Origin of the sequence: Paracoccus sp. DMF-8, from assembly GCF_029309835.1 — a bacterium.
GTDB lineage: Bacteria > Pseudomonadota > Alphaproteobacteria > Rhodobacterales > Rhodobacteraceae > Paracoccus.
The window spans coordinates 428,730-452,923 of sequence record NZ_JARJHL010000005.1 but is presented as its reverse complement, the minus strand read 5'-3'; the positions used below and the strand labels follow the sequence as shown (position 1 = coordinate 452,923).

Here is a 24,194-nt window from a genome sequence, read left to right as displayed (position 1 = left end):
AACGCATTAAGGTAGAACGTATCCATGCTGGGAGAAATGGGCAAGCGGCCGGGTCGATGACCTTGCCGCTTTTTTCATGGCTCGCTCGTGCGGACAGGCACACGAGGGCAGGGCAATTCAAGAATGACAATCACTTTCGATCCGGGCCCAGAGGCTCCGGAGGGGCCGTTTGCGGCCGAAACCGCGGTGGATCTGGTGACCATCGCGGATGAGTTGTTCCACTCTGTCGCCGCCGATCTGACGCGCTTGCGCCGAAAGATCCAGGCCGGAGAGGTCGATGAGGTCAGGGAAGCCGCCAAGCTGGTTCGCGATCTGCGGACGGCGACGCAGCTTGTGTTGGAAGAAAGGAACCGCGTTGACAAGCTTCGCAAGGATGTCGCCGGAAACGTCGGTGCAGGGACGCTCGACCTTGACGCGGCACGAGATGAAATCGGGCGCCGCCTGGCTTGTCTGCGCCGCGCCGGATGAGGTGGACGCCTTTCTGGGCGGGCTGTCGGACAATGCGCTGGCAAGCCTGCCATGGCTGTTCGAGTTCTGGGCCCTGCCGCACCAGTTGCCCCCCGGGGGCGACTGGAAAAGCTGGGTCATCATGGGCGGACGCGGCGCGGGGAAAGCCCGCGCCGGGTCGGAATGGGTGCGCGGTCAGGTCGAGGGCGCAACGCTCTGGCGGCTGGCCGCGCCAAGCGGCTGGCGCTGGTCGCGGAGACATTCGATCAGGGCCGCGATGTGATGGTGTTCGGCGACAGCGGCATTCTGGCCTGTTCGCCCCCGGACCGTCGCCCCGCGTGGGAGGCGACGCGGCGCAGGCTGGTCTGGCCGAATGGCGCGGTGGCGCAGGTGTTTTCGGCCCATGAACCCGAAGCCCTGCGCGGCCCGCAATTCGACGCGGCCTGGGTCGATGAGCTGGCCAAGTGGAAAAAGGCCGAAGAGACCCGGGACATGCTGCAATTCGCCCTGCGTCTGGGCGAACATCCGCAGCAGGTGATCACGACGACGCCGCGCAATGTGGGGGTGCTGAAAATGATTCTGCAGAATGCCTCGACCGTGGTGACCCATGCGCCGACGGATGCGAACCGCGCCTATCTGGCGGAAAGTTTCCTGACCGAGGTGCAGACCCGTTACGCGGGCACGCGGCTGGGGCGGCAAGAACTGGAGGGGCTGCTGCTGGACGATGTCGAAGGCGTGCTGTGGACCACGGCGATGCTGGAATCGGCGCGCGTTGCGCAGGCCCCGGCGCTGGACCGCATCGTGGTCGCCGTCGATCCGGCGGTGACCAGCGGCAAGGCCAGCGACGAATGCGGCATCGTGGTCGCGGGCGTCAGCCAGCAGGGCGAGCCGCAGGACTGGCGTGCCTATGTGCTGGAGGATGCGACGATCCGGGGCGGGCCGACCGAATGGGCGCGGGCCGCATTGGCCGCGATGGACCGTCACGGCGCCGAAAGGCTGGTGGCCGAGGTCAATCAGGGCGGCGATCTGGTCGAAAGCGTGATCCGCCAGATCGACCCGCTGGTGCCGTTTCGCGCGCTGCGGGCGGGGCGGGGCAAGGGGTTGCGCGCCGAACCCGTGGCGGCGCTGTATGAACAGGGCCGGGTGCGCCACCTGCGCGGGCTGGGCACGCTGGAAGATCAGATGTGCCGCATGACGGTGCAGGGCTACGAGGGGCGCGGATCGCCCGACCGGCTGGATGCGCTGGTCTGGGCGATCCATGAATTGATGATCGAACCGGCGGGACAGTTCCGCAGGCCGCGCGTGCGCGGTCTGTAGGCCCGGCCGGAAAAAGGGCGCCAGGCGCCGGATGGGGTCGCGATTTCTCGCGGCCCTTTTTCTTTGCGGACAGCAGGAGGAGCGGATGGCGTTTCGATTGTTCGGGCGGGCGGAGCAGCCTGCGCCGGTAGTGGAAAAAAAGGCCAGCGCGACGGGTCGTGTCGTGGCGCTGGCGGCGGGATCGGGGCGGGTCGTCTGGTCGCCGCGCGATATCGGCAGCATGACGCGGGCGGGTTTCGTCGGCAATCCGGTCGGGTTCCGCTCGGTCAAGATGATCGCCGAGGCGGCGGCGGCGGTGCCCTTGCTGTGTCAGGACCGCAAGGCGCGCTATGACACCCATCCGATCATGGATCTGCTGCGCCGCCCCAACCCCGGACAGGGGCGGGCCGAACTGTTCGAGGCGCTGTTCGGCCAGCTTCTTCTGTCCGGCAACGGCTATCTGGAAGCGGTGGGCGAAACCGCGCAGGGCCTGCCGGTCGAGCTGCATGTGCTGCGGTCGGACCGCATGAACATCGTGCCTGGCGCGGATGGCTGGCCGGTCGCCTTCGAATACAGCGTCGGCGGGAAAAAGCACCGGTTCGACATGACGGGCAGTCCCGATCCGATCTGTCATATCAAGAGCTTTCATCCGACGGATGACCATTACGGGCTGTCGCCGATGCAGGCGGCGGCGGTGGCGGTGGATGTGCACAACAGTTCCTCGGCATGGTCCAAGGCGCTGCTGGACAATGCCGCGCGGCCAAGCGGGGCGATTGTCTATCGCGGCGCGGACGGGCAGGGCAGCCTGTCGCCCGACCAATACGACCGGCTGGTCACGGAAATGGAGATGCATCATCAGGGCGCGCGCAATGCCGGCCGTCCGATGCTGCTGGAAGGCGGGCTGGACTGGAAACCGATGGGGTTCAGCCCCTCGGACATGGAGTTCCACGAAACCAAGCTGGCGGCCTCGCGGGAAATCGCGCTGGCCTTTGGCGTGCCGCCGATGCTGCTGGGGATCCCCGGCGATGCGACCTATGCGAATTACGCCGAGGCGAACCGGGCGTTTTACCGGCTGACGGTGCTGCCTCTGGTGACGCGGGTCGCGGCATCTGTTGCCTGGTGGCTGTCGGAACATCTGGGCGTCGAGGTCGATCTGCGCCCCGATCCCGACCAGATCCCGGCGCTGGCCGAGGAACGCGACCAGCATTGGCGCCGCGTCGGCGAGGCGAGCTTTCTGACCGATGCCGAAAAGCGCGCGGCCCTTGGGCTGCCGCCGCTGGCGGAGGGATAGGGCATGGAGGGCTCGCGTTTCGTCAAGGAGCCCTTTGGCTGGCACGATCAGAGGTTTGAAACGCAGGAGCGGATCATGGCGCTGCAATTCGGGCAGGTCGAAAAGCGGCTGGAGCGGATCGAATCCCTGATCGAGGGGCTGGAGCGGCGGCTGTGGATGACCGTCTACGGCGTCGTCGCCGTCATCCTGACCCAGGCCGTGCAATCCATCCTGCAATTTACCCCGAAAGGAGGATGACGTGAATCCAGATGATTACAGGCTGGAGTTGAAGTTCTCTCGCGGTTCGCCGCTGAAGGCGGATGGGATGGCGCTGGAAGGTTACGCCAGCCTGTTCGGTCTGGCCGATCAGGGCGGCGACATCGTCCAGCGCGGCGCCTATGCGGCCAGCCTCGCCCGTCTGGCGGCCAAGGGCGACAAGGTGCGGATGCTGTGGCAGCACGATCCGGCCCGCCCCATCGGGGTCTGGGACGAGATCCGCGAGGATGACAGGGGCCTGTGGGTCAAGGGCCATCTGCTGCCCGATGTCGCCCGTGCCCGAGAGGCGGCGGCCCTGATCGAGGCGGGGGCGATTGACGGGCTGTCGATCGGCTACCGGACGATTTCCGCCGAACGCGACAGCAAGGGCCGCCGCCTGCTGGCCGAGGTTGAGTTGTGGGAGGTGTCGCTGGTCACCTTTCCGATGCTGCCCGACGCCCGTGTCGGTCGCAAATCCGATGACACATTCGAATTGGCAGCGGCCTTTCGCGCCGGTGCCGATGCCCTGCGGCAGGCCAGATAGCTTCGCTGCAATTCACCACCGAAGGAGACAGGAATGACCGAGGTGAAAGCCGCGGCCGGGGCCGGAGTGCCTGGCGGGCTGCAGGATGAAATTCTTGGGTTCGTCAGCGAACTCAAGATCTTTCGTGACGATATTCATAAAAAACTTCAAGCACAGGACGAACGCATGACCATGCTGGACCGTAAGAATGCGCATCAGCGCCGCGCCCCGCTGTCGACCCAGGCCGAGGTCGAGGTGCCGCATCAAAAGGCGTTCAACGCCTATCTGCGCCACGGCGACGATGACGCGCTGCGCGGGATCGTGCTGGAAGAAAAGGGCATGACCAGCCTCAGCGACGGCGGTTTCCTGGCGGCGCCGCAGGTTGCGGTGCAGGTGCAGGACGCGCTGGCGGCCAAGGTTTCCATGCGCGCCGTCGCCAATGTCGTCGCCGTCGAATCCGCCGCCTATGAGGTGCTGGTCGATATGGGCGGCACGGGTGCGGGCTGGGCGACGGAAACCGCGGTCACGGAAACCGACGCGCCGGTGGTCGAGCGTGTCGTGATCCCGGTTCATGAGCTGTCGGCCATGCCCAAGGCCAGCCAGCGCCTGCTGGACGATGCGGCATTCGACGTGGAAACCTGGCTGTCGGGGCGCATCGCCGACAAATTCGCCCGTGCCGAGGCGGCGGCCTTCATCAACGGCGATGGCGTCGACAAGCCGCGCGGTCTGCTGACTTATCCGGCAGCCGCCGAAGGTGCGAATACGGCGGCGCAGATCGGTCTGGTGTCGTCCGGTGCCGAAGGCGATTTCGACCCCGACAACGGTGCCTCGGCGCTGATTGATCTGGTCTATGCGCTGCCCGCCGAATACCGCGCCAATGCCAGCTTTCTGATGAATTCGAAAACCGCCGCTGCGGTGCGCAAGATGCGCGATTCGGATGGTCGTTTCGTCTGGACGGATTCGCTGGCGGCGGGTCAGCCCGCGCAACTGCTGGGCTATCAGGTCGTGATTTGCGAAGACATGCCCGATATCGACATCGACAGCCGCGCGATCGCCTTTGGCGATTTCGCGGCCGCCTATACGATCGTCGAACGCCCGGATCTGCGCGTGCTGCGCGACCCGTTTTCGGCCAAGCCGCATGTCCTGTTTTATGCGACCAAGCGTGTCGGCGGCGGTCTGACCGATCCCCGTGCCGTCAAGCTGATGAGTTTCGCCTGATCTGATCGGGCGAGGTGGGGGGCGCGCGTCACGGGCCGTTTGCCGGTCCGGCATCGCATCTGTCCGCGCGCGCAGCGGCAGGCAGCCTGCGCGCCCCCGCAACGCCGGTCACCATGGCCGGCGGATGACGGCACTCACGGAGGGTTCGGGAATGTTTCTTGTGGAAGAATCGGCGCCACCGGCCGAGGCGCTGCCCATCGCGGGGCTGCGCGACCATCTGCGGATGGGATCGGGCTTTGCGCTGGCCGAGGATCCGGCCGAAGATACCGCGCTGGCCGGTTTCCTGCGCGCTGCGATTTCGACCATCGAGGCGCGGACCGGCAAGGTGCTGCTGACACGCAGCTTTCGGCTGCGTCTGGACGATTGGCGCGATGCCGAGGGGCAGACCCTGCCGCTGGCCCCGGTGCTGTCCGTCGACCGGATCGAGATTGAGGACGGGGCCGGTGGCAGCCGCATCGTCGACGCAACAGCCTATCGGCTGGTGCCGGACGGGCAGCGTCCGCGCATCGTTCCGGTCGGATCGTTTCTGCCTGCCGTGCCCTATCGCGGATCGGTGGTCATCACCTTTACCGCCGGTTTCGGCGCGGCATGGGGTCATGTTCCTGCTGATCTGGCGCAGGCGGTTCTGCTGCTGGCCGCGCGCTATTACGAGGATCGCAGCTTTGAAGGCACGACGGGCGCGATGCCGCATGGCGTCAGCGCGCTGATCGAACGCTGGCGTTCGGTCCGCGTGCTGGGCGGGCGGGCTGCGCGCGGCGCCGGGGGGCGGGCATGAGCGCCGCCCCCCCAAGGTTGCAGGTGCCGCTGATCCTGGAAACGCCGGTCAGGACGCCGGATGGCATGGGCGGTTTCGTTCTGGACTGGCAGCCGGTCGGCAAGTTGTGGGCCGAGATGCGGGCCGGCGCGGGCGCCGAGAAATTCGCCGAAGTGGGGGCAAGCAGTGTCGTGACCTGGCGGATCACTGTCCGGGGCGCGCGCGAAGGCGACCCCCGGCGCCCGCGCCCGGATCAGCGGCTGCGGTCTGGCGCGCGGCTGTTTCGCATTCTGGCGGTGGCTGAACGCGACGCGCAGGGCCGCCATCTGGTCTGCACCGCGCAAGAGGAGAAACTGGGATGAGCTATGGCGCTTCGGTCGCCTTGCAGACTGCTGTCTATGAGGTGCTGCGCGGCAGTGCCGAACTGAACGCGGTGGTCGGCGATGCGATCTATGATTCGATGCCGGTGGCCGCGCCCGCCGGGGCCTATGTGTCCATCGGCACCGAAGAGGTGCGGGATGCGGGCGATATCACGGGGGCGGGCTCCAGCCATGATTTCGTCGTTTCGGTCCTGTCGGGGACGGATGATGCCGCCGGTTTCGGCGCGATCAAACAGGCGGCGGTCGCGGTGTCGGATGCGCTGGACGGCCAGCCGCTGACGCTGCGCCGGGGGCATCTGGTCGGCCTGTGGTTCCAGCGCGCAAGGGCGCGCCGGGTGGAAAATGGCGCGGGGCGGCGGATCGACCTGACCTTCCGCGCCCGCATTGATCTGGCTTGAAAGGAAGAATGTCATGGCAGTCCAGAGCGGACGGGATCTGTTGATCAAGATGGACATGACCGGGGACGGTCAGTTCGAAACCATTGCCGGTCTGCGCGCCTCGCGGATCGGCTTCAACGCCGAAACGGTCGATGTCACCAGCCTGGAAAGCGAAGGGCGTTGGCGCGAATTGCTGGGCGGTGCGGGTGTGCGTTCGGCCTCGATTTCCGGGTCGGGGGTGTTTCGCGACGGCACGACCGATGAACGCGCGCGGCAGGTGTTTTTCGACGGCGAGATCCCGCGTTTTCAGGTCGTCATCCCCGATTTCGGCACGGTCGAGGGGCCGTTTCAGCTGACCAACCTGGAATATGCGGGCAGCTATAACGGCGAGGCCAGCTATGAAATGACACTGGCCAGCGCCGGTGCCCTGACCTTCGTGGCGCTGTGATGGCCAATCCTTATGCGGGCGAGGTTCAGGTCGTTCTGGACGGGCAGCCCCATGCCGCCCGGCTGACGCTTGGCGCGCTGGCCGGGCTGGAAACCGAACTGGCCGAAAGCAGCATGATCGCGCTGGTCGAACGGTTCGAGACCGGGCGCTTTTCCAGTCGCGACGTGCTGGCGGTGCTGGTCGCGGGGCTGAAGGGGGGCGGTTGGCGGGGCGAAGCTGGCGACCTGATGACGGCCGAGATTCAGGGCGGCCCGGTCGCGGCCGCTCAGGCCGCTGCGGCGCTGCTGGCGCGGGCCTTCGGCGCGGTGCCATGACGAGAAAGGCGTTGGGCGGGCTGGACTGGCCGGGACTAATGCGTGTCGGCATGCGCCCCCCCGCGCAGGGCGGGCTGGGGCTGAAACCCGTCGAATTCTGGGCGCTGACCCCTGCCGAACTGGCCCTGATGCTGGGGGTCGAGCCGGGCCGGGGCGTGATGACTCGTGACCGGCTGGCAGAGCTTGTGGCGCGCTTTCCCGACGCGAAAGCGAAAGGCGCGCCCCCAACCACATAAGCACAGGAGGCCGGAGTGGCGACAAAGGACGGATTTGACCGGCTGGACGCAAGTCTGGAAAACGGTCTGGGCGAGGGGCTGAACCAGGCCAGCCGCATGACCGTGGCCTTCGAGGCCGAACTGGCCCGGTTGCGGCAGTCGATGGTCTATACCGGCCGCGAGGTCGGCACGCTGACCAATGGCATCGGCAACGGCCTGCGCCGTGCATTCGATGGGCTGATCCTTGACGGGATGAAGCTGTCGGACGCGCTGAAAGGTGTCGCAAGCTCGATCGCGCAGACGGCCTTTTCGGTGGCGATGAAGCCGATCGAACAGGCGCTGTCGGGCGCCATCGCGCAGGGCGTCAACAATATGGTGTCGGGCGTCCTGCCCTTTACCGATGGCGGGGCGTTTTCGCAGGGGCGGGTGATGCCCTCTGCGCAGGGCGGCGTCGTCACGCAGCCGACCTATTTCCCGATGCGCGGCGCGACCGGGTTGATGGGCGAGGCCGGACCCGAGGCGATCATGCCCCTGCGCCGTGGCGCGGATGGCAGGTTGGGCGTCGCCGGTGCCAATGGCGGGCGGGCGATGAATGTGACGATCAACGTCTCGACCCCCGATGTCGCGGGCTTTCAGCGCAGTCAAAGCCAGATCGCCGCGCAGATGGGCCGCATTCTGGCGCGCGGTGACAGGAACGGGTGAGGACATGGCATTTCACGACATCAGATTTCCGGCGAACCTGTCATTCGGTTCCGTCGGCGGGCCCGAGCGGCGGACAGAGATCGTCACGCTGGCCAATGGTCACGAGGAACGCCGCACCCCATGGGCACATTCGCGGCGTCACTATGATGCGGGTCTGGGGCTGCGCTCTCTGGACGATGTGGCGCTGCTGATCGCCTTTTTCGAGGCGCGGGGCGGGCAGTTGCACGGCTTTCGCTGGAAGGACTGGTCCGATTTCAAAAGCGGCCCGCCAAGTGTCGCCGTGACCTTTCAGGATCAGGTGATCGGGACGGGCGACGGGCGGCAGACGGTCTTTCAACTGACCAAGACCTATGTTTCGGGCCTGTCCAGCTATGTCCGCCCGATCACCAAGCCGGTCGAAGGCTCGGTCCGCGCCGGAATCGGCGAGGTCGAGGCGCTGCCGGGTCTGCAATTCGCGGTCGATCTGACGACGGGGACGGTCACCTTCGATGCGCCGCCGGGGCCGGGAGCGGTGGTGACGGCGGGCTATGAATTCGACGTGCCGGTGCGTTTCGACACGGATCGCATCGCGGTATCGGTGTCGAATTTTCAGGCGGGTGACCTGCCCAATGTCCCGGTGATCGAGGTGCGGCTATGAGCATCCTGACCTCGACCACCATCGCGCGGGCCTGGGCGGTGCAGCGCCGCGACGGCACGGTGCTGGGCTTTACCGATCACGATCAGCCGCTGCAGTTCGACGGCATCGGCTTTCGCCCCGACACGGGGCTGAGCGCATCCGCCGTGGTTCAGGGCCTGGGCCTGTCCATCGACAATACCGAGGCGATGGGCGTCCTGACCGATGACGCGATCACCGAACGCGACCTGATGGCGGGGCGTTGGGACGCGGCCGAGGTGCGGCTGTGGGATGTGGACTGGACCGATGTGGCCTCGCGACGGCTGATCTTTCGCGGCCATCTGGGCGAGGTCTCGCGCAATGGCGGGGCGTTTCGCGCGGAATTGCGCGGCCTGTCGGAACCGCTGAACAACCCGCAGGGCCGGGTCTATCACCCGCGTTGTTCGGCCGATCTGGGGGATGGGAAATGCGGCATGGACCTGACGCGCCCCGGATATTTCGCCGAAGGAACGGTCGCGCAGGATGATGAAGGCCTGAGGCTGGTGCTGGACGGGATCGCGGGGCACGAGGCGCGCTGGTTCGAACGCGGTCGGCTGCTGGTTCTGTCCGGCCCTGCGGAAGGGCTGTCGGGGCTGGTCAAGGTCGATCGCGCGCTGCCCGGCAACCAGCGCGCGGTGGAATTATGGGCGGCGCTTGGGCTGCGGCCGCAGATCGGTGACCGGGTGCGGCTGGTGGCGGGCTGCGACAAAAGCGGGGCGACCTGTCGGCTGAAGTTCGACAACTTTCTGAATTTCCGGGGCTTTCCGCATCTGCCGAGCGAAGACTGGCTGCTGTCGCCGCAAGCGCGGCAGGGGGGCTGAGCGATGCGGGATGATATTGTCGCGCAGGCGCGGCTGTGGATCGGCACGCCCTATGTCCATCAGGCCTCTGTCCGGGGGGCGGGGGCGGATTGTCTGGGGCTGGTGCGCGGGGTCTGGCGCGAGATCCATGGCGCCGAACCCGAAGCCGTCCCGGCCTATACCCCTGATTGGGGAGAGGTGGGCGATGACGAGCTTTTGCTGGGTGGCGCCCTGCGCCATCTGCAACCGGCTGCGACCGAGGCGGCGGGCGACCTGCTGGTCTTTCGCATGCGGCAGGGCGCGGTCGCCAAACATCTGGGCATTCAGGCCGGGATCGGCGCGGGTGCCAGTTTCATCCATGCCTATGACCGCCACGGCACGGTCGAAAGCCCGCTGTCGCAGCCCCGGCGGGCGCGGATCGCGGGGCGTTTCCGCTTTCCTGCGGCATAGGTTCTGAACACAAGGAAGGATCGCAATGGCTACGTTACTGCTTTCGGCGGTCGGGGCATCGCTTGGCGCGGGCTTCGGCGGAACGGTGCTGGGCCTGTCGGGGGCGGTCATCGGCCGCGCTGTCGGCGCCACCATCGGCCGCGCCATCGACCAGCGCCTGCTGGGGCAGGGCTCGAAGGCCATTGAGACGGGGCGCGTTGACCGGATGCGCATCCAGACCGCAGGCGAGGGCACGGCGATTGCGCGGCTTTGGGGCCAGATGCGCCTGCCCGGCCATGTGATCTGGGCGGGGCCTTTGGTCGAGGTCGCGCGCGAACAGGGCGGCGGCAAGGGTTCGGGGCCGCGTGTCACCGAATACAGCTATCGGCTGAGCTTTGCCGTCGCCCTGTGCGAGGGGCCGATCCGGGGCATCGGCCGGGTCTGGGCGGATGGCGAGGAAATCGCCGTCGACGATCTGGATATGCGGGTCTATCTGGGTGACGAAAGCCAGTTGCCCGACCCGGCCATCGCCGCACAGGAAGGCGAGGCCGCGCCCGCCTATCGCGGCACCGCCTATGTCGTGATCGAGGATCTGGCGTTGCAGCGTTGGGGCAACCGTGTCCCGCAACTGAGTTTCGAGGTCTTGCGGCTGGCCAAGGGTGGGCAGGGTCTTGCCCGTCAGGTCGAGGCCGTGGCGCTGATCCCCGCGACCGGCGAATACACCCTTGCCACGGCCGAGGTCAGCTATGATTTCGGACTGGGCGAACGGCGTGTGACCAACCGCAACCTGCCCGCATACGTGACCGATTTCGGCGTTTCCATGCGCACCCTGCGGCGCGAGTTGCCGCGGGTGGGTTCGGTTTCGGTCGTGGTGTCGTGGTTTGGCGACGATCTGCGGGTGGGCGAATGCACCCTGCGCCCCAAGGTCGAGGACAAGGCCGTCGAGGGCGCCGAGATGGTCTGGCGCGCGGGCGGCATCGGTCGCGGCGACGCGATGGAGGTGACGCGGGCCGAGGACCGCCCGATCTATGGCGGCACGCCGGCCGATGCCTCGGTCATTCAGGCGCTGGAGGCGCTGAAGACAGGGGGCCGCAAGGCGGTGTTCTATCCCTTTATCCTGATGGAGCAGTTTCGCGGCAACAGCCTGCCCGACCCCCGGTCGGGGCAGGCAGGCCAGCCGGTCATGCCATGGCGTGGCCGGATCACGACCAGCCTTGCACCGCAACGCGATGGCACCACGGACGGGACCGTGGCTGCGGTGGCCGAAGTCGCGCGGTTCTTTGGCACGGCGCAGGCCGGTCATTTCAGCCGCTCGGGCACCGAAATTCATTACAGCGGGCCGGATGAATGGTCCTATCGTCGCTTTATCCTGCATTACGCGCATCTGTGTGCGGCGGCGGGGGGCATCGACAGCTTTCTGATCGGGTCGGAAATGGTTGGGCTGACCCAGATCCGTGGGCCGGGCAACAGCTTTCCTGCGGTGGAACAACTGCGCCTGCTGGCCGCCGATGTCCGCGCGATTCTGGGCGAAGAGGTCAAGATCGGCTATGCCGCCGACTGGTCGGAATATTTCGGCTATCAGCCGGGCGGCGGGGAGCTGTTCTTTCATCTGGATCCGCTGTGGGCCGATGACAACATCGACTTTATCGGCATCGACAATTACATGCCGCTGTCCGATTGGCGTGCGGGTGACGATCATCTGGATGCGCATTGGGGCACGATCCATGCGCCAGGCTATCTGCGCGCCAATGTCGCCGGGGGCGAGGGCTATCACTGGTATTACGCCAGCGATTTCGACCGCGACAATCAGCTTCGCACGCCGATCACCGATGGCGCATATAACGAACCCTGGGTCTGGCGCTACAAGGATATCCGCAACTGGTGGTCCAATCCCCACCACGACCGGCCCGGCGGCATCCGTCAGGAACAGGCCACGGCATGGGTGCCGAATTCCAAACCCGTCTGGTTCACCGAAATGGGTTGCGCGGCGCTGGACAAGGGCACCAACCAGCCCAACAAGTTTCTGGATGCGATGAGTTCGGAATCGATGCTGCCCCATTATTCGGACGGGCGGCGCGATGATGTCATCCAGCAGGGCTATATCCGCGCGATGACCGAATTCTGGAACGATCCGGCCAATAATCCGGAACGTCCCGAATACGGCCGGACCGGGGCGGGGCGGATGATCGACATGTCGCGCGCCCATGTCTGGTGCTGGGATGCGCGGCCCTATCCGGCCTTTCCCGCGCGCACCGATCTGTGGTCGGATGGCCCGGCGTGGGAGCGGGGGCACTGGCTGAACGGTCGCGCCTCGTCCGTGCCGCTGGCCGATGTGGTGGCCGAAATCTGCCGCGAGGCGGGTGTCCGGCATTTCGACACCTCGGCCTTGCACGGGATCGTGCGGGGCTATGCGCCGGGCGGGGCCGAAAGCGGTCGGGGGATGTTGCAGACCCTGATGCTGGCCCATGGTTTCGATGCGGTGGAACGCGATGGCACCCTGCGGTTCGTCATGCGCGATGCGCGTGTCACCGCCGAACTGGGGCCGGACGATCTGGCGCTGGCGGAAAACGTTACGAGCACCGAGGTCTTGCGCGCCGCCGAGGCAGAGATCGCCGGTCGCATCCGTCTGACCCATGTTCAGGCGGGTGGCGATTACGCGGTCGGCACCGCTGAAACGATGCTGCCCGGCGCCGATTTTCAGGCGGTTTCGGACAGCGAATTGCCGATGAGCCTGACCCGCGCCGAAGGGCGGGGCATGGCCGAACGCTGGCTGTCCGAGGCGGTGGTGGCGCGTGACAGCATGCGCTTTGCCCTGCCGCCGTCCCTTGGGGATCTGGGTCCGGGCGATGTCGTGCGGCTGCGCGAGGATCGCGCCGAAACCCGGCGCTGGCGCATCGACCGTGTCGAGCGTGCGGGTGCCCTGGTCGTCGATGCGGTTCGGGTCGAGCCGGGTGTTTATCGCCCGACCGAAGGGACCGAGGATGCGACCCTGCTGCGGCAGTTCTCGGCCCCGATTCCGGTTTGGCCGGTGTTTCTGGACCTGCCGCTGCTGCGGGGGGACGAGCAGCCTCATGCGCCGCATGTCGCGGCCACGGCGACGCCCTGGCCCGGTTCGGTCGCGGTCTGGATGTCGCCGCAGGAGGCGGGTGGCTACGACATGAACACCCGCCTTGGCCTGCCTGCGATCATGGGGGAAACGGTCACGCCGCTGGACGCCGCGCGACCGGGGGCCTGGGATCGCGGGCCTGCGCTGCGTTTGCGGCTGAAGGGCGGCAATCTGCGCTCGGCCACGCCATCGGCGCTGATGTCGGGGGCCAATCTGATCGCGATCGGCGATGGCACGCCCGAAGGGTGGGAGTTGCTGCAATTCGCCGATGCGCAGCTGATCGCGCCCGGCCTGTGGGATGTGTCGATGCGGCTGCGCGGTCAGGCGGGGACGGATGCCTTCATGCCCGCCGTCTGGCCGGCCGGCAGCAAGGTCGTGGTCATCGACCGGGCTGTGACGCAGGTCGATCTGGCGCCTTCGGCACGCGGGCAGATGCGGCATTGGCGCATTGGTCCCGCCAGCCGCAACCCCGACGATGCGAGCTTTGTCCATATCGCGCAGGCGTTTCGCGGCGCAGGGCTGCGTCCGCTGGCCCCCTGCCATGTCACGATCCGGGGGCGCGAGGTCAGCTGGATCCGGCGCAGCCGGATTTCGGCCGATGGCTGGGACGGTCCCGACATCCCGCTAGGCGAAAGCCAGGAGGCCTATTCGGTCCGGCTGACCCGCGCCGCCACGGTTCTGGGGCAGGCCAGCGTTTCGGTTCCGCGCTGGACGGTTCCACAGGCGCTGTGGGACTAGGCGGCTGCCAGGGGCAGCTTTGCCATAGAGATCGCCCAATTGTCCGACGAATTCGGACCGGGCCCCTTTGTCAGGAGAGAGATCCATGTCTGAGAACGCCACCGCAAACCATGACCTTCCGCTGCTGATGCCCGCGCAGGCGCAGAAACATGTCACGGTCAATGACGCGCTGATGCGTCTGGACGGGATGGTCGATCTGGTCCTGCAAAGCCTTCAGCGCGTGACGCCGCCCGCCACCGTGGTCGACGGCATGTGCTGGGGCGTGCCTGCGGCGGCGGAAAATGCCCGGGCGGGGCAGGGCGGCAAGATCGCGATCGGCGCGAACGGCGGCTGGGTCTTTGTCACCCCGCGGGCGGGGGCGCGCGCCTTTGTGCTGGATCAGGGGGGCGGCGCGATTCACGACGGCACGGGATGGATTGCCGGCGCCGTCAACCTTGGCACGCATGGGTCGGGGCTGATCGCCATGCAGCAGACGGTCGAGGTGACGCTGACGGCCGGCGCGGTCGTCCAGTCCGACCTGCTGATTCCGCCGGGTGCGATGATGCTGGGCGTCACCGCCCGCGTCACCCAGCAGATCACCGGCACGCTGACAAGCTGGCGTCTTGGCACGCAGGGCGCCGATGACCGCTTTGGTCAGGGGCTGGGCACGGGGCTGAATTCCTGGGGGCGCGGCATCCTGTCCCAGCCCCTGACCTATTGGGATCTGTCGCCGGTCATCCTGTCCGCGACCGGCGGTCAATTCGCTGCCGGACGGGTCCGGCTGGTCGCTCATTGGCTGGAGTTGCGCATTCCGGATTGATCTTCGCCTTTCCGTCCCCATCTTGATGGGATAAAATAACTGCGGAACGCTGCTGATACAGGATGAACGTGCCAGGTAAGATCGCCATAGCCGCCGCCACGGGGGAAGCCCCGTCCACGCATGATCCCTTGTGGACACGCATCCAGCGAGAGGCGCGTGTCGCCGTGCGCGAAGAGCCGTTGCTGGGTGCGCTGATCCATGCCGGGCTTTTGCATCACGCTACCTTCAAGGCCGCGCTGGCCTATCGGTTTTCGCTGAAACTGTCCTCTCGCGAGATGAGCGAGCAGTTGCTGCGTGAACTGGCGGATGAGGCCTATGCCAGCGATCCGGCCCTTGCTGCGGCGGCAAGGGCCGATCTGGAAGCGGTCTATGACCGCGACCCGGCGACCCATCGGCTGATGCAACCGATCCTGTTCTTCAAGGGCTATCAGGCGCTGCAGGCTTATCGGATCGGGCATTGGCTGTGGGACTGCGGGCGCCATGACATGGCCTATTTCGTGCAGATGCGCTGCTCCGAGGCCTTTGGCGTCGATATCCACCCGGCGGCACGGATCGGCACGGGGGTGATGATCGACCACGCCCATTCCATTGTCATCGGCGAAACTGCGGTGGTCGGCAATGACGTGTCGATGCTGCATTCCGTGACGCTTGGCGGCACTGGCAAAGAGGATGGCGACCGCCATCCGAAAATCGGCAATGGCGTCATGATCGGCGCCGGGGCCAAGGTGCTGGGCAATATTCAGGTCGGGCATCGTTCGCGAATCGCCGCCGGTTCGGTCGTGCTGAGCGATGTCCCCCCCTGCAAGACGGTCGCAGGCGTTCCCGCCCGGATCGTTGGCGATGCGGGCTGTTCGGATCCGTCCGGGACGATGAACCAGCTTTTGGGACTGGACGGGGTTTTCTAGGCGGCGGCTGTCATCACAGCCAGTCGTCGCAGCCGCTGCCGGTCAGTTCCTGCAAGGTGACGTTTTCCGCTGCCAGCCGTGCGTCGAGTTCCTGCAGGATTCGCGCCGTCAGCGAAAAACCCTGATAAATCAGCGCGGAATAGATCTGGAGGGCAGATGCCCCGGCACGGATCTTTTGCCAGGCATCATCGGATGAGGTGATGCCGCCAACACCGATCAGCGGAATCCGCCCCCCGGTTTCACGATAGAGCCGGGCGAGGATATGGGTCGAGATCTGGAACAGCGGGCTGCCCGACAGTCCGCCCGCTTCGCGTGCCTGATCATCGCTCAGGCCGTCGCGCGACAGCGTCGTATTGGTGGCGATGATCGCATCGATCCCGGCATTCAGCGCAACGGCGGCAAGATCGCTCAGCCCTTGCGGATCAAGGTCGGGCGCGATCTTGACAAAGACCCTGGGGCGCCGTGACAGCGCGTCGCGCGCCTGCATCACGCCATCCAGCAGCGCGGCCAGCGCATCAGGCCCCTGCAGGTCGCGCAGCTTTTCGGTATTCGGGGACGATACGTTGACGGTGACGAAATCCACCGTCTCGCCCGCCTTGCGCACCACGGTTGCGAAATCGGCGCTGCGGTCGGTCGAGGTCTTGTTGGCGCCGATGTTCAGCCCGACGGGGACGCCCACGGGACGGGACGCCAGACGCTGCGCGATGGCATCGACCCCCTGATTGTTGAAGCCGAAACGGTTGATGATCGCGCGGTCCTGCGACAGGCGGAACAGCCGTGGCCTGGGGTTGCCGGGCTGGGGCAGGGGGGTGGCGGCGCCGACCTCGACAAAGCCGAAACCGACCTTCATCAGGGGGGCGACGACGCGGGCGTTCTTGTCATAGCCCGCCGCCAGCCCAAGCGGGTTGTCGAGCGCCAGACCGGCGATTTCGGTTTGCAGCCGGGGCGTCGAAAAGGGCTTGTCGGGCAGCGGCACAAGGCCAAGCGAAAGCGCCTTGATCGACAGGTCATGCGCGCGTTCCGGGTCCAGCCGATGCAGTGCCGACAGGCCGATTTTCTCGATCAATCCCATGAGAATTCTCCGATCATCCGGCCATCGGGGCCGGGCTTCAGCGCCGTTTCGCGCAGGACGTCATCCTTGCGCAACTCGCGGTAAAGATGGGGAAACAGCGCGCCCCCGCGAGAAGGCTCCCATTTCAGGGGGGCCAGCGCGTCGCTTTCCAGTTCCAGCAACATCAGGCCGGTTTCGCCCGCAAAATGCCTGGCCAGCGTTTCGTCTAGCTGCGCGCCCGTGGAGAGGTGGATATAGCCATCGGCCAGATCGACCGGCGCGCCGCTGCTGCGACCGGCCGAGATCAGGGCCCGATATTCGTCGTGACGAAGAACTTTGTAGATACGCATGTGCGGTTCTTGCTGTGACGCGCGGCAAGGGTCAAGCGCCTTTGCCGGGCTGTTGACGTTTGCGCGAAGATCGCAGGAAACCCGCCGGGGCGCGTTGACCGCTTCATCAGCATCGACCAATCTGCCCGCACATTGCGCTTTTCTTTGGGGGATGGTGATGAAACGGTGGTTACTCGCGACATGCTGTGTGATGACATGCGCGGGCGTGGCCCAGGCCGATTACACGCTGCATGTTCTTCATATCAATGATTTTCATAGCCGGATCGAGCCGATCAACGGTTTCGACAGCACCTGTGACGCGGAAACCGATGCCAAGGGCGAATGCTTTGGCGGGGTCGCGCGGGTTGCGGCCAAGATCCGGGAGTTGCGCGATCAGTTGAAGGCCGATGGCCAGAATGTCATCGTTCTGGATGCGGGCGATCAGTATCAGGGCAGCCTGTTTTACACGACCTACAAGGGCAAGGACACGGTCGAATTCATGCGCGCCATCGGCTTTGACGCCATGGCGGTCGGCAATCACGAATTCGACGACGGCCCCGAAGGGCTGCGCATTCTGACCGAAGGTGTCGATTTTCCCGTCACCTCGGGCAATCTGGACCTGTCGCAATCCGATATTCTGCGCGATCAGGTTGCGGGCACCGTCACGCTGGAGGTGGGCGGCGAAAAGATCGGTATCGTTTCGGCTTTGGCGATGGACACCCCGGAAACGGCATCACCGGGCGATCAGGTTATCTTTACCGATGATATCGAAAGCCTGAAGGGTGACGTGTCGGAACTGACCGATGCCGGTATCAGCAAGATCATCGCCCTGACCCACAGCGGCTACAGGCGCGATATCGAATTCGCCGAACAGGTGCCGGGGATTGATGCGATCATCGGCGGTCACAGCCATACGCTTCTGGGTGACATGGAAGGTGCGGCCGGCCCCTATCCGACGATGGTCCAGCCTGCCGAGGGCGCGGGCGTTCCCGTGGCAACCGCCTATGCCTATGGCAAATATCTGGGCCATCTGACCCTGAGCTGGGATGACGAAGGCACGCTGACCAAGGCCGAAGGACAGCCGATTTTGCTGGATGCCTCGGTCCAGCCCGATGCGCAGATCGCGGCGCGGGTTGCGGAAATGTCGGCCCCCATTGATGAGTTGAAACAAAGGGTTGTCGCGACGATTGCGGCACCGATTGATGGCGCGCGCGAATCCTGTCGTGTCCGCGAATGCGAGATGGGCACCTTGGTCGCCGATGCAATGCTGGACCGGGTCAAGGGGCAGGGCGTGACGATTGCCATCCTGAACGGCGGCGGGCTGCGCGCCTCGATCCCGGCGGGGCAGGTGACGATGGGCGATGTCCTGACCGTGCTGCCCTTTCAGAACACGCTTTCCACCTTTGAACTGAAGGGCAGCGATGTCATTGCCGCGCTGGAAAACGGCGCCAGCCAATATGAAAATGCGGCAGGGCGTTTTGCGCAGGTCGCGGGGCTGAAATATACGGTCGATCCGGCAGCCCCGGCGGGCAAGCGCATCAGCGATGTGCAGGTCCGCAAGGGCACGGAATGGGGGCCGATTGATCCGGCCCATGTCTATGGCGTCGTGTCGAACAACTATATGCGAGGCGGCGGGGATGGTTATGACATCTTTGAAACCGCCGGCATGAATGCCTATGATTTCGGGCCGGATCTGGCGGATGTTCTGGCGGAGCATCTGGCGCGGCAAGGGACTGAATTCGCGCCGAAACTGGACGGGCGCATCACCGTCAAATGAAGGACAAAGGGGCCTGCCGGATATCGGGCAGGCCCCTTTGCATCAATCCGCCACGACCAGTTCGCGCCCGTTTCGGGCGTGACGTTGGGCCAGCTTCCGGCTTTGGCGGCCATTCGGCATCGGGCGCGCGGGGCGGGGCGTGGTCCGCGCCAGTTCGGGAAAAAGCGACAGGATTTCCCGCCTTTGGGCGCCTTTCAGATTTTTCAGCGCCTGCGGGCCGATGAAGAAGGATTCGCTCCACGCCCCTTCCGACAGCAGGATCTGATGGTCGTCGAACAGCAGGTGCAGATAGGTCACCGGCGCCAGATCGCGGCAAATGGCAATGCCCGGCAGTCCGACAAGATGCTTGGCCGCGATCAGGACCTCGGAACAGGCGAACATCCGCGATGCCACGGCGGAACGCACCAGCACGCGATGCTGGGGCGAGACGGTCAGATCGCGCCGGGGCAGCCCCGCGCCAAGCGCGCTCGCACCGATCCGGATCGGGCGCAGGTTCGGCGACAGGTCCAGCCGCCCGGCATCCAGCACCCGCCCCCCGATCCAGCGCAGAGGCTGGGCGCCGTGATCACGGGTCAGGATCAGGTCGCCGATGCGCAGATCCTGCACCTCGCGCGGGCCATCCGGGGTCTGGATCAACGTGCCCGCCGTGAAACAGGTCGGATCGGACGGATCAACCTGAGAGGACGGATCATAGGGGATCGAGGGCGTGTTGGTGCCGAAGGTGATGGTTCCCGTCTGGCGGAAAACCAGCGTGGGGTCGAAACTGGGCCAGATCTGCACACCCTCTGCATCGGTGGAAGGGATCGGCAGGATCAGCGCCGAATGCCTGTCCCCGACCTCGATGGGCGCGCCGCCCTCGGGATCGGCAATCGTGGTGAACAAGGCGTAAAATTGCTGGCCCAGTGAATCCGTCAGGATCGAGCCGGGATAGGCGCTGAACTGCGTGCCTGCGGGAAGGGGCGCCGTATCGGTTCCGATGATCGTCGGATCAACCAGAACCTGCCGATGTTCAACCGGATAATTCGTCGCGCCATGGCGGATATAGTCGAAACCTTCATCGTCATCCTCGATCACCACCTGACCGACCTGCGCATTGGTGAAATCGAAATTGCGCTGGCCGTAAAACGCCCGCCGCGCATCTGTTCCAGACGCGCCCGACGGAATGGTGGTGCTGAACGTGACCATCGTAATGGCATATTGCATGGCAGGCCCCAGTTTCGACTGTGGCCATGCAGGCGTTTCCGGCTTTGGAAAACATCACAAATCACAACCACAAGATGATGATTCAAGGATGATATCAATTTAAGAGATTAACAACAGCTATATTCAATCTGGACGTGTTTTCAATTCCACTTCCAGAAACCGTTCAAAATCATCCAGGTCTATCGGATCGAATTGGCCGAAGCCCTGCATCCAGATCGAGGCATCGCGCATCGCATCGGGCTGCAGCATGCACCAGATGATGCGCCCGCGCCGTTCCTGACGGATCAGCCCGGCATTGGCCAGCACGGCCAGATGTTTGGACACCGCCGCAAGGCTGACCTGAAACGGGGCGGCGACATCGGTCACGGCCATGTCGTCCTCCAGCAGCATGCCCAGAATGGCCCGCCGCGTCGGATCGGCGAGAGCGGCAAAGATCTGGTCGAGTTGCTGGGCCGGGGCGTTCATCTTTTTCGTCGTTCAACCGCTCAGTTGAATATGAAAGAGATGGCAGGGGCAACGCAAGGGCCCAATTTCTCCGACAGGCCAGAACTGCAATGTCATTTAAAATCAGATAGATGTATAAATTCTTCCGCTGCTTGACTCATCGCGGCAGAGCCCCTATCACCCCAGCAAGCAAACAGGAGCCAGAGTTTTGCCAGACCCATCTGATGACGAGGCCGAAAGGGCCCGTGATGCAGAACGGTTGCGCGGACTTGAGCAGCGCCTGAGCGGGAAGGGCAAGGATCGTCCCGGCTCGCGGACGGAAGAACATTTCAGCCAGGCCAATATGGCGTGGCGCATGGTGACCGAACTTGTGGCCGGGCTGGTCCTTGGGTTCGGGATCGGTTACGGGCTCGACCAGTTGTTCGGCACAATGCCGATCCTGCTGGTAATCTTTACCCTTCTGGGGCTTTGGGCCGGGGTAAAGACGATGATGCGGACGGCCGCAGAGATAGGCAAGAAGCCGGGCACATCCGGCAGCGACAAGGGTGAATGACGATGGCGACAGAAGAAACGGGCGGATTGTCCTTTCATCCGATGGATCAGTTCGTGGTCAAGCCGCTGTTCGGCGATGGCCCGGTGAACTGGTATACGCCGACCAACGCGACCCTGTGGCTGGCCCTTACCGTGCTGGCGATCATCGCGCTGATGGTCATCGGCACCCGTGGCCGTGCCATTGTCCCGAACCGCACGCAGTCGATCGCCGAACTGATGTATGGCATGGTCCGCAAGATGGTCGAGGATGTGACCGGCAAGGACGGCCTGAAATACTTCCCCTACATCATGACGCTGTTCATGTTCATCCTGTTCGCGAACGCGCTGGCCCTGCTGCCGAAGTCCTTCTCGACCACGTCGCATATCGCGGTGACGGCGGTTCTGGCGCTGTTCGTCTTTGTCGGCGTCACGGTCCTGGGCTTCGTCAAGAACGGCACGCATTTTCTGGGCCTGTTCTGGGTGTCGTCCGCGCCCTTGGTCATGCGCCCCATCCTGGCCGTGATCGAGGTCATCTCGTATTTCGTTCGCCCGGTCAGCCACTCTATTCGTCTTGCCGGCAATATCATGGCAGGTCACGCGGTGATGAAGGTGTTCGCAGCCTTTGCCGCCATCGCCGCCCTTGCCCCGGTTTCGGTTCTGGCCATCGTCGGCGTCTATGCACTGGAAGTGCTGGTCGTCACCATCCAGGCCTATGTCTTCACCATTCTGACCTGCGTCTACATGCGTGACGCATTGCACCCCAGCCACTGAGGCCAAGGGAACACGTCGGAACAATCTCAAACCCTTTCCAAGCCTCAAGGAGCATTCACATGGAAAATCTGGGTCAACTCGGTCAGTATCTCGGCGCCGGTCTGGCTTGCGTCGGTATGGCTGGCGCTGCCATCGGTGTGGGCAACGTTGCCGGCAACTACCTGTCCGGTGCCCTGCGCAACCCGTCGGCAGCCGCGTCGCAAACCGCGATGCTGTTCATCGGCATGGCCTTTGCCGAAGCTCTGGGGATCTTCTCGTTCCTCGTCGCGCTGCTGCTGCTGTTCGCAGTCTGATCCTTTGCCATCCTTGCGGTTGGGTGGGGGCGTGACGCGCCCACCCGATTGTGAAACGACCGGCATGGGGTAGGAAATGATCAGCCTGTTGCAACAGACCGCGACTGACGCGGTTGGAAATACCGATGCGGTGCAAGTCACCGAATCTGCCGATGCGGCGCATCATGCCTCTGCTGCTGCGGAAGCGGCGACAGCCAGTGCCGGATTGCCGCAGCTGGATATCACGACCTTTGGCAATCTGATCTTCTGGTTGCTGGTTTCGCTGGCTGTGATCTATTGGGCGCTGTCCAAGATCGCGCTGCCGCGGATCGGGGGCGTGCTGTCCGATCGTCAGGGCGCCATCACCGGCGATCTGATGGCGGCCGAAGAATTCAAGCAAAAGGCCAAGGACGCCGAGGCCGCCTATGACAAGGCGCTGGCCGATGCGCGCGCCGAGGCACAGAAAATCGTCGCGGCCAATCGCGCCGAAATCCAGAAGGAACTGGATCAGGCCATCGCCCATGCCGATGCCGAAATCGCAGCCCGCGCCGCGGAATCGGAAAAGCGCATTGGCGAGATCCGGGCTTCGGCCATTGACGACGCCCGCAGCGTTGCCCGCGATGTGACGGCCGAACTGGTCAGCACCTTCGGCGGCAATGTCGATGCGGCGCTTGTCGATCAGGTCGTGGACCAGCGTCTGAAAGGAAGCGTGCAATGAAACGTCTCGTCGCATTTCTCGCGCTGACCGCCTCGCCGGCCTTTGCCGCCAGCGGTCCCTTCTTCAGCCTGCGCAACACCGATTTCATCGTGACGCTGGCCTTCATCGTCTTTGTCGGCATTCTGGTCTATTTCCGCGTGCCGCAACTGGTCGCGGGCCTCCTGGACAAACGCGCCGAAGGCATTCGCAACGATCTGGCCGAGGCGCGTCGCCTGCGTGAAGAAGCGCAGGAAATCTATGCCTCCTACGAGCGCCGCCAGCGTGAGGTCAGCGTTCAGGCCGATGAAATCGTCGCCAATGCCAAGCGCGAGGCGACCGCTCAGGCCGAAAAGGCCAAGCAGGACCTCAAGGCCTCGATCGCGCGCCGCCTGCAGGCAGCCGAGGATCAGATCGCCAGCGCCGAAAGCGATGCCGTCCGTGCCGTGCGCGACCGCGCCGTTCAGGTCGCCATCACCGCCGCGACTGAAATCCTGCAGAAACAGGCAACCGCCGCCGACCGCAGCGCGGGCATCGACCGCGCCATCGACGAAGTCGCGACCCGCCTGAACTAAGACATATCTTCCGGTCGCCAATGACCGGGAACCCCGGACAGTGATCAGAGGCCTCGCCGCGAAACGGGCGGGGCCTTTCCGTCGTGATCTGCCTGCGCGCGGCTCCCGTAACCCGGCAGGCATGAAAAAGGGGCCGGGACATGGCGTCCCGCCCCCTGTTCCGATCCGGTCCGGCCGATCAGCTGCTCGGGAAGATCAGGATTTCCACGCGACGGTTCTGCGCGCGGCCTGCGGCGGTGTCGTTGCTGGCGACCGGCTGACCGGCGCCATGGCCGGTGGTCGTCACGCGCGAGGTGGCGACGCCACCGGCGGTCAGGATGCCCGCGACCGAGCGCGCGCGGCGTTGCGACAGATCCATGTTATAGGCCTGCGATCCGGTCGGATCGGTGTGGCCGATGACCTGGATCGTGCTGTTGGGATATTGGTTCAGGTTGCGCGCGATCGTATACAGATCGTTCTGGCCCTGCGCGCCGACCGCAGCCGAATCCACGGCGAACAGCGTCGTTTCCGGCATGATGACGGCCAGATGGTTGCCGCGGTTGACGACCTGAATGTTCGGGTTGTTCAACTGCTGTTTCAGCGCGCGTTCCTGCTGGTCCAGAATTGCGCCACCGACGGCGCCGACACCGGCACCCAGGATCGCGCCCTTGACGGCGTTCTGTTTGCTTTCACCGGCGCCGATCAGGCCACCGACGACCGCGCCCGCCAGGGCGCCCTGCTGCGTGCGGCTTGGGGCGGTGGTTTGCCCATATTGGTCCGTGCAGGCACCAAGAGCGATCAGGCCGGCCGAGGCGGCGAGCAGCGAGATGCGGGTTTTCATCTGTCAACCTTTCTGTATGGGCAGATCACCTTTGCCCGAATTTTCCCTTGCGCACCGCTTTGATGTGCAGCGCCGACAAGATCCAAACAGCGATTACCT

28 protein-coding genes and 2 pseudogenes are annotated in these 24,194 nt (G+C 65.1%); 25 read left to right on the top strand and 5 right to left on the bottom strand.

All coding sequences use genetic code 11. From position 1 onward, the window contains the following. Positions 1-123: 123 nt before the first annotated feature. From PE067_RS05780 to cysE, 19 genes and pseudogenes are all read left to right on the top strand, one after another. A complete protein-coding gene (locus PE067_RS05780; protein WP_276188237.1) occupies positions 124-468 on the top strand; it encodes a permease in 345 nt (114 codons plus the stop codon). Next, positions 425-1,764: pseudogene (locus PE067_RS05775) on the top strand (terminase family protein). The gene PE067_RS05780 and the pseudogene PE067_RS05775 overlap by 44 nt, the downstream one beginning before the upstream one ends. 85 nt (positions 1,765-1,849) lie before the next feature. Then, positions 1,850-3,034, top strand: coding sequence for a phage portal protein (locus PE067_RS05770; protein WP_276188236.1), 1,185 nt, complete (start codon positions 1,850-1,852; stop codon positions 3,032-3,034). Positions 3,035-3,037: 3 nt separating this feature from the next. Continuing rightward, the gene (locus PE067_RS05765; RefSeq protein WP_276188235.1) at positions 3,038-3,271 is read left to right on the top strand and encodes a hypothetical protein; all 234 of its coding nucleotides are present in this window, start codon (positions 3,038-3,040) and stop codon (positions 3,269-3,271) included. Between the two features lie 67 nt (positions 3,272-3,338). Then, a complete protein-coding gene (locus tag PE067_RS05760; protein WP_276188308.1) occupies positions 3,339-3,812 on the top strand; it encodes an HK97 family phage prohead protease in 474 nt (157 codons plus the stop codon). A 33-nt stretch (positions 3,813-3,845) separates the two neighbouring features. Beyond that, on the top strand, positions 3,846-5,009 hold the full coding sequence (locus tag PE067_RS05755; RefSeq protein ID WP_276188234.1) for a phage major capsid protein: 1,164 nt from the start codon (positions 3,846-3,848) through the stop codon (positions 5,007-5,009). 151 nt (positions 5,010-5,160) lie between these two features. Further along, on the top strand, positions 5,161-5,784 hold the full coding sequence (locus tag PE067_RS05750) for a hypothetical protein (protein WP_276188233.1): 624 nt from the start codon (positions 5,161-5,163) through the stop codon (positions 5,782-5,784). Next, a complete protein-coding gene (locus tag PE067_RS05745; protein WP_276188232.1) occupies positions 5,781-6,125 on the top strand; it encodes a head-tail adaptor protein in 345 nt (114 codons plus the stop codon). Before PE067_RS05750 ends, PE067_RS05745 begins: the two co-directional genes overlap by 4 nt. Then, positions 6,122-6,541 (top strand): DUF3168 domain-containing protein, encoded by a 420-nt coding sequence (locus tag PE067_RS05740; protein WP_276188231.1) that lies wholly within the window; start codon positions 6,122-6,124, stop codon positions 6,539-6,541. Before PE067_RS05745 ends, PE067_RS05740 begins: the two co-directional genes overlap by 4 nt. Positions 6,542-6,554: 13 nt before the next feature. After that, positions 6,555-6,968, top strand: a complete 414-nt coding sequence (locus tag PE067_RS05735; RefSeq protein WP_276188230.1) for a phage major tail protein, TP901-1 family — start codon at positions 6,555-6,557, stop codon at positions 6,966-6,968. Beyond that, positions 6,968-7,282: a gene transfer agent family protein gene (locus PE067_RS05730; protein WP_276188229.1), complete on the top strand. Its 315-nt coding sequence runs from the start codon at positions 6,968-6,970 to the stop codon at positions 7,280-7,282. The genes PE067_RS05735 and PE067_RS05730 overlap by 1 nt, the downstream gene beginning before the upstream one ends. After that, the gene (locus PE067_RS05725) at positions 7,279-7,518 is read left to right on the top strand and encodes a phage tail assembly chaperone (RefSeq protein WP_276188227.1); all 240 of its coding nucleotides are present in this window, start codon (positions 7,279-7,281) and stop codon (positions 7,516-7,518) included. Before PE067_RS05730 ends, PE067_RS05725 begins: the two co-directional genes overlap by 4 nt. 15 nt (positions 7,519-7,533) lie before the next feature. Then, positions 7,534-8,199: a phage tail tape measure protein gene (locus PE067_RS05720; RefSeq protein WP_276188226.1), complete on the top strand. Its 666-nt coding sequence runs from the start codon at positions 7,534-7,536 to the stop codon at positions 8,197-8,199. Positions 8,200-8,203: 4 nt separating this feature from the next. Then, a complete protein-coding gene (locus PE067_RS05715) occupies positions 8,204-8,836 on the top strand; it encodes a DUF2460 domain-containing protein (protein WP_276188225.1) in 633 nt (210 codons plus the stop codon). Next, a complete protein-coding gene (locus PE067_RS05710) occupies positions 8,833-9,672 on the top strand; it encodes a DUF2163 domain-containing protein (RefSeq protein WP_276188224.1) in 840 nt (279 codons plus the stop codon). The genes PE067_RS05715 and PE067_RS05710 overlap by 4 nt, the downstream gene beginning before the upstream one ends. A gap of 3 nt (positions 9,673-9,675) precedes the next feature. Next, entirely contained in the window at positions 9,676-10,101 is a 426-nt protein-coding gene (locus PE067_RS05705; RefSeq protein WP_276188223.1) for a peptidase, read from the top strand. A gap of 25 nt (positions 10,102-10,126) precedes the next feature. Then, positions 10,127-14,017: pseudogene (locus PE067_RS05700) on the top strand (glycoside hydrolase/phage tail family protein). After that, positions 14,010-14,723: a DUF2793 domain-containing protein gene (locus PE067_RS05695; RefSeq protein WP_276188222.1), complete on the top strand. Its 714-nt coding sequence runs from the start codon at positions 14,010-14,012 to the stop codon at positions 14,721-14,723. The pseudogene PE067_RS05700 and the gene PE067_RS05695 overlap by 8 nt, the downstream one beginning before the upstream one ends. Before the next feature lie 68 nt (positions 14,724-14,791). After that, positions 14,792-15,628, top strand: coding sequence for a serine O-acetyltransferase (cysE, locus tag PE067_RS05690; protein WP_276188221.1), 837 nt, complete (start codon positions 14,792-14,794; stop codon positions 15,626-15,628). Between the two features lie 13 nt (positions 15,629-15,641). Here the strand turns inward: cysE and PE067_RS05685 are convergent, their stop codons facing one another. Beyond that, entirely contained in the window at positions 15,642-16,700 is a 1,059-nt protein-coding gene (locus tag PE067_RS05685; RefSeq protein ID WP_276188220.1) for a quinone-dependent dihydroorotate dehydrogenase, read from the bottom strand. Next, positions 16,691-17,029: a DUF952 domain-containing protein gene (locus PE067_RS05680; RefSeq protein ID WP_276188219.1), complete on the bottom strand. Its 339-nt coding sequence runs from the start codon at positions 17,027-17,029 to the stop codon at positions 16,691-16,693. Before PE067_RS05680 ends, PE067_RS05685 begins: the two co-directional genes overlap by 10 nt. A gap of 157 nt (positions 17,030-17,186) precedes the next feature. On the opposite strand from PE067_RS05680, the gene PE067_RS05675 reads away from it, so the two are divergent. After that, positions 17,187-18,785 (top strand): bifunctional metallophosphatase/5'-nucleotidase, encoded by a 1,599-nt coding sequence (locus PE067_RS05675; RefSeq protein WP_276188218.1) that lies wholly within the window; start codon positions 17,187-17,189, stop codon positions 18,783-18,785. Positions 18,786-18,827: 42 nt separating this feature from the next. Here PE067_RS05675 and PE067_RS05670 read toward each other — a convergent pair whose 3' ends face one another. Beyond that, the gene (locus tag PE067_RS05670; RefSeq protein ID WP_276188217.1) at positions 18,828-19,988 is read right to left on the bottom strand and encodes a Hint domain-containing protein; all 1,161 of its coding nucleotides are present in this window, start codon (positions 19,986-19,988) and stop codon (positions 18,828-18,830) included. Between the two features lie 123 nt (positions 19,989-20,111). Beyond that, complete coding sequence (locus PE067_RS05665) at positions 20,112-20,453, bottom strand: metalloregulator ArsR/SmtB family transcription factor (protein ID WP_276188216.1); 342 nt, start codon at positions 20,451-20,453, stop codon at positions 20,112-20,114. A 187-nt stretch (positions 20,454-20,640) separates the two neighbouring features. Here PE067_RS05665 and PE067_RS05660 point away from each other — a divergent pair, with 187 nt between their 5' ends. From PE067_RS05660 to PE067_RS05640, 5 genes are all read left to right on the top strand, one after another. Further along, entirely contained in the window at positions 20,641-20,985 is a 345-nt protein-coding gene (locus PE067_RS05660) for an AtpZ/AtpI family protein (RefSeq protein ID WP_276188215.1), read from the top strand. A gap of 2 nt (positions 20,986-20,987) precedes the next feature. Beyond that, positions 20,988-21,734, top strand: coding sequence for a F0F1 ATP synthase subunit A (locus PE067_RS05655; RefSeq protein WP_276188214.1), 747 nt, complete (start codon positions 20,988-20,990; stop codon positions 21,732-21,734). Positions 21,735-21,793: 59 nt separating this feature from the next. Further along, a complete protein-coding gene (locus PE067_RS05650; RefSeq protein WP_276188213.1) occupies positions 21,794-22,027 on the top strand; it encodes a F0F1 ATP synthase subunit C in 234 nt (77 codons plus the stop codon). A 76-nt stretch (positions 22,028-22,103) separates the two neighbouring features. Beyond that, entirely contained in the window at positions 22,104-22,724 is a 621-nt protein-coding gene (locus PE067_RS05645; protein WP_276188212.1) for a F0F1 ATP synthase subunit B', read from the top strand. Continuing rightward, complete coding sequence (locus PE067_RS05640; RefSeq protein ID WP_276188211.1) at positions 22,721-23,275, top strand: F0F1 ATP synthase subunit B; 555 nt, start codon at positions 22,721-22,723, stop codon at positions 23,273-23,275. Before PE067_RS05645 ends, PE067_RS05640 begins: the two co-directional genes overlap by 4 nt. Before the next feature lie 178 nt (positions 23,276-23,453). On the opposite strand, the gene PE067_RS05635 is transcribed toward PE067_RS05640, so the two are convergent. After that, a complete protein-coding gene (locus PE067_RS05635) occupies positions 23,454-24,095 on the bottom strand; it encodes an OmpA family protein (RefSeq protein ID WP_276188210.1) in 642 nt (213 codons plus the stop codon). Positions 24,096-24,194: the final 99 nt, after the last annotated feature.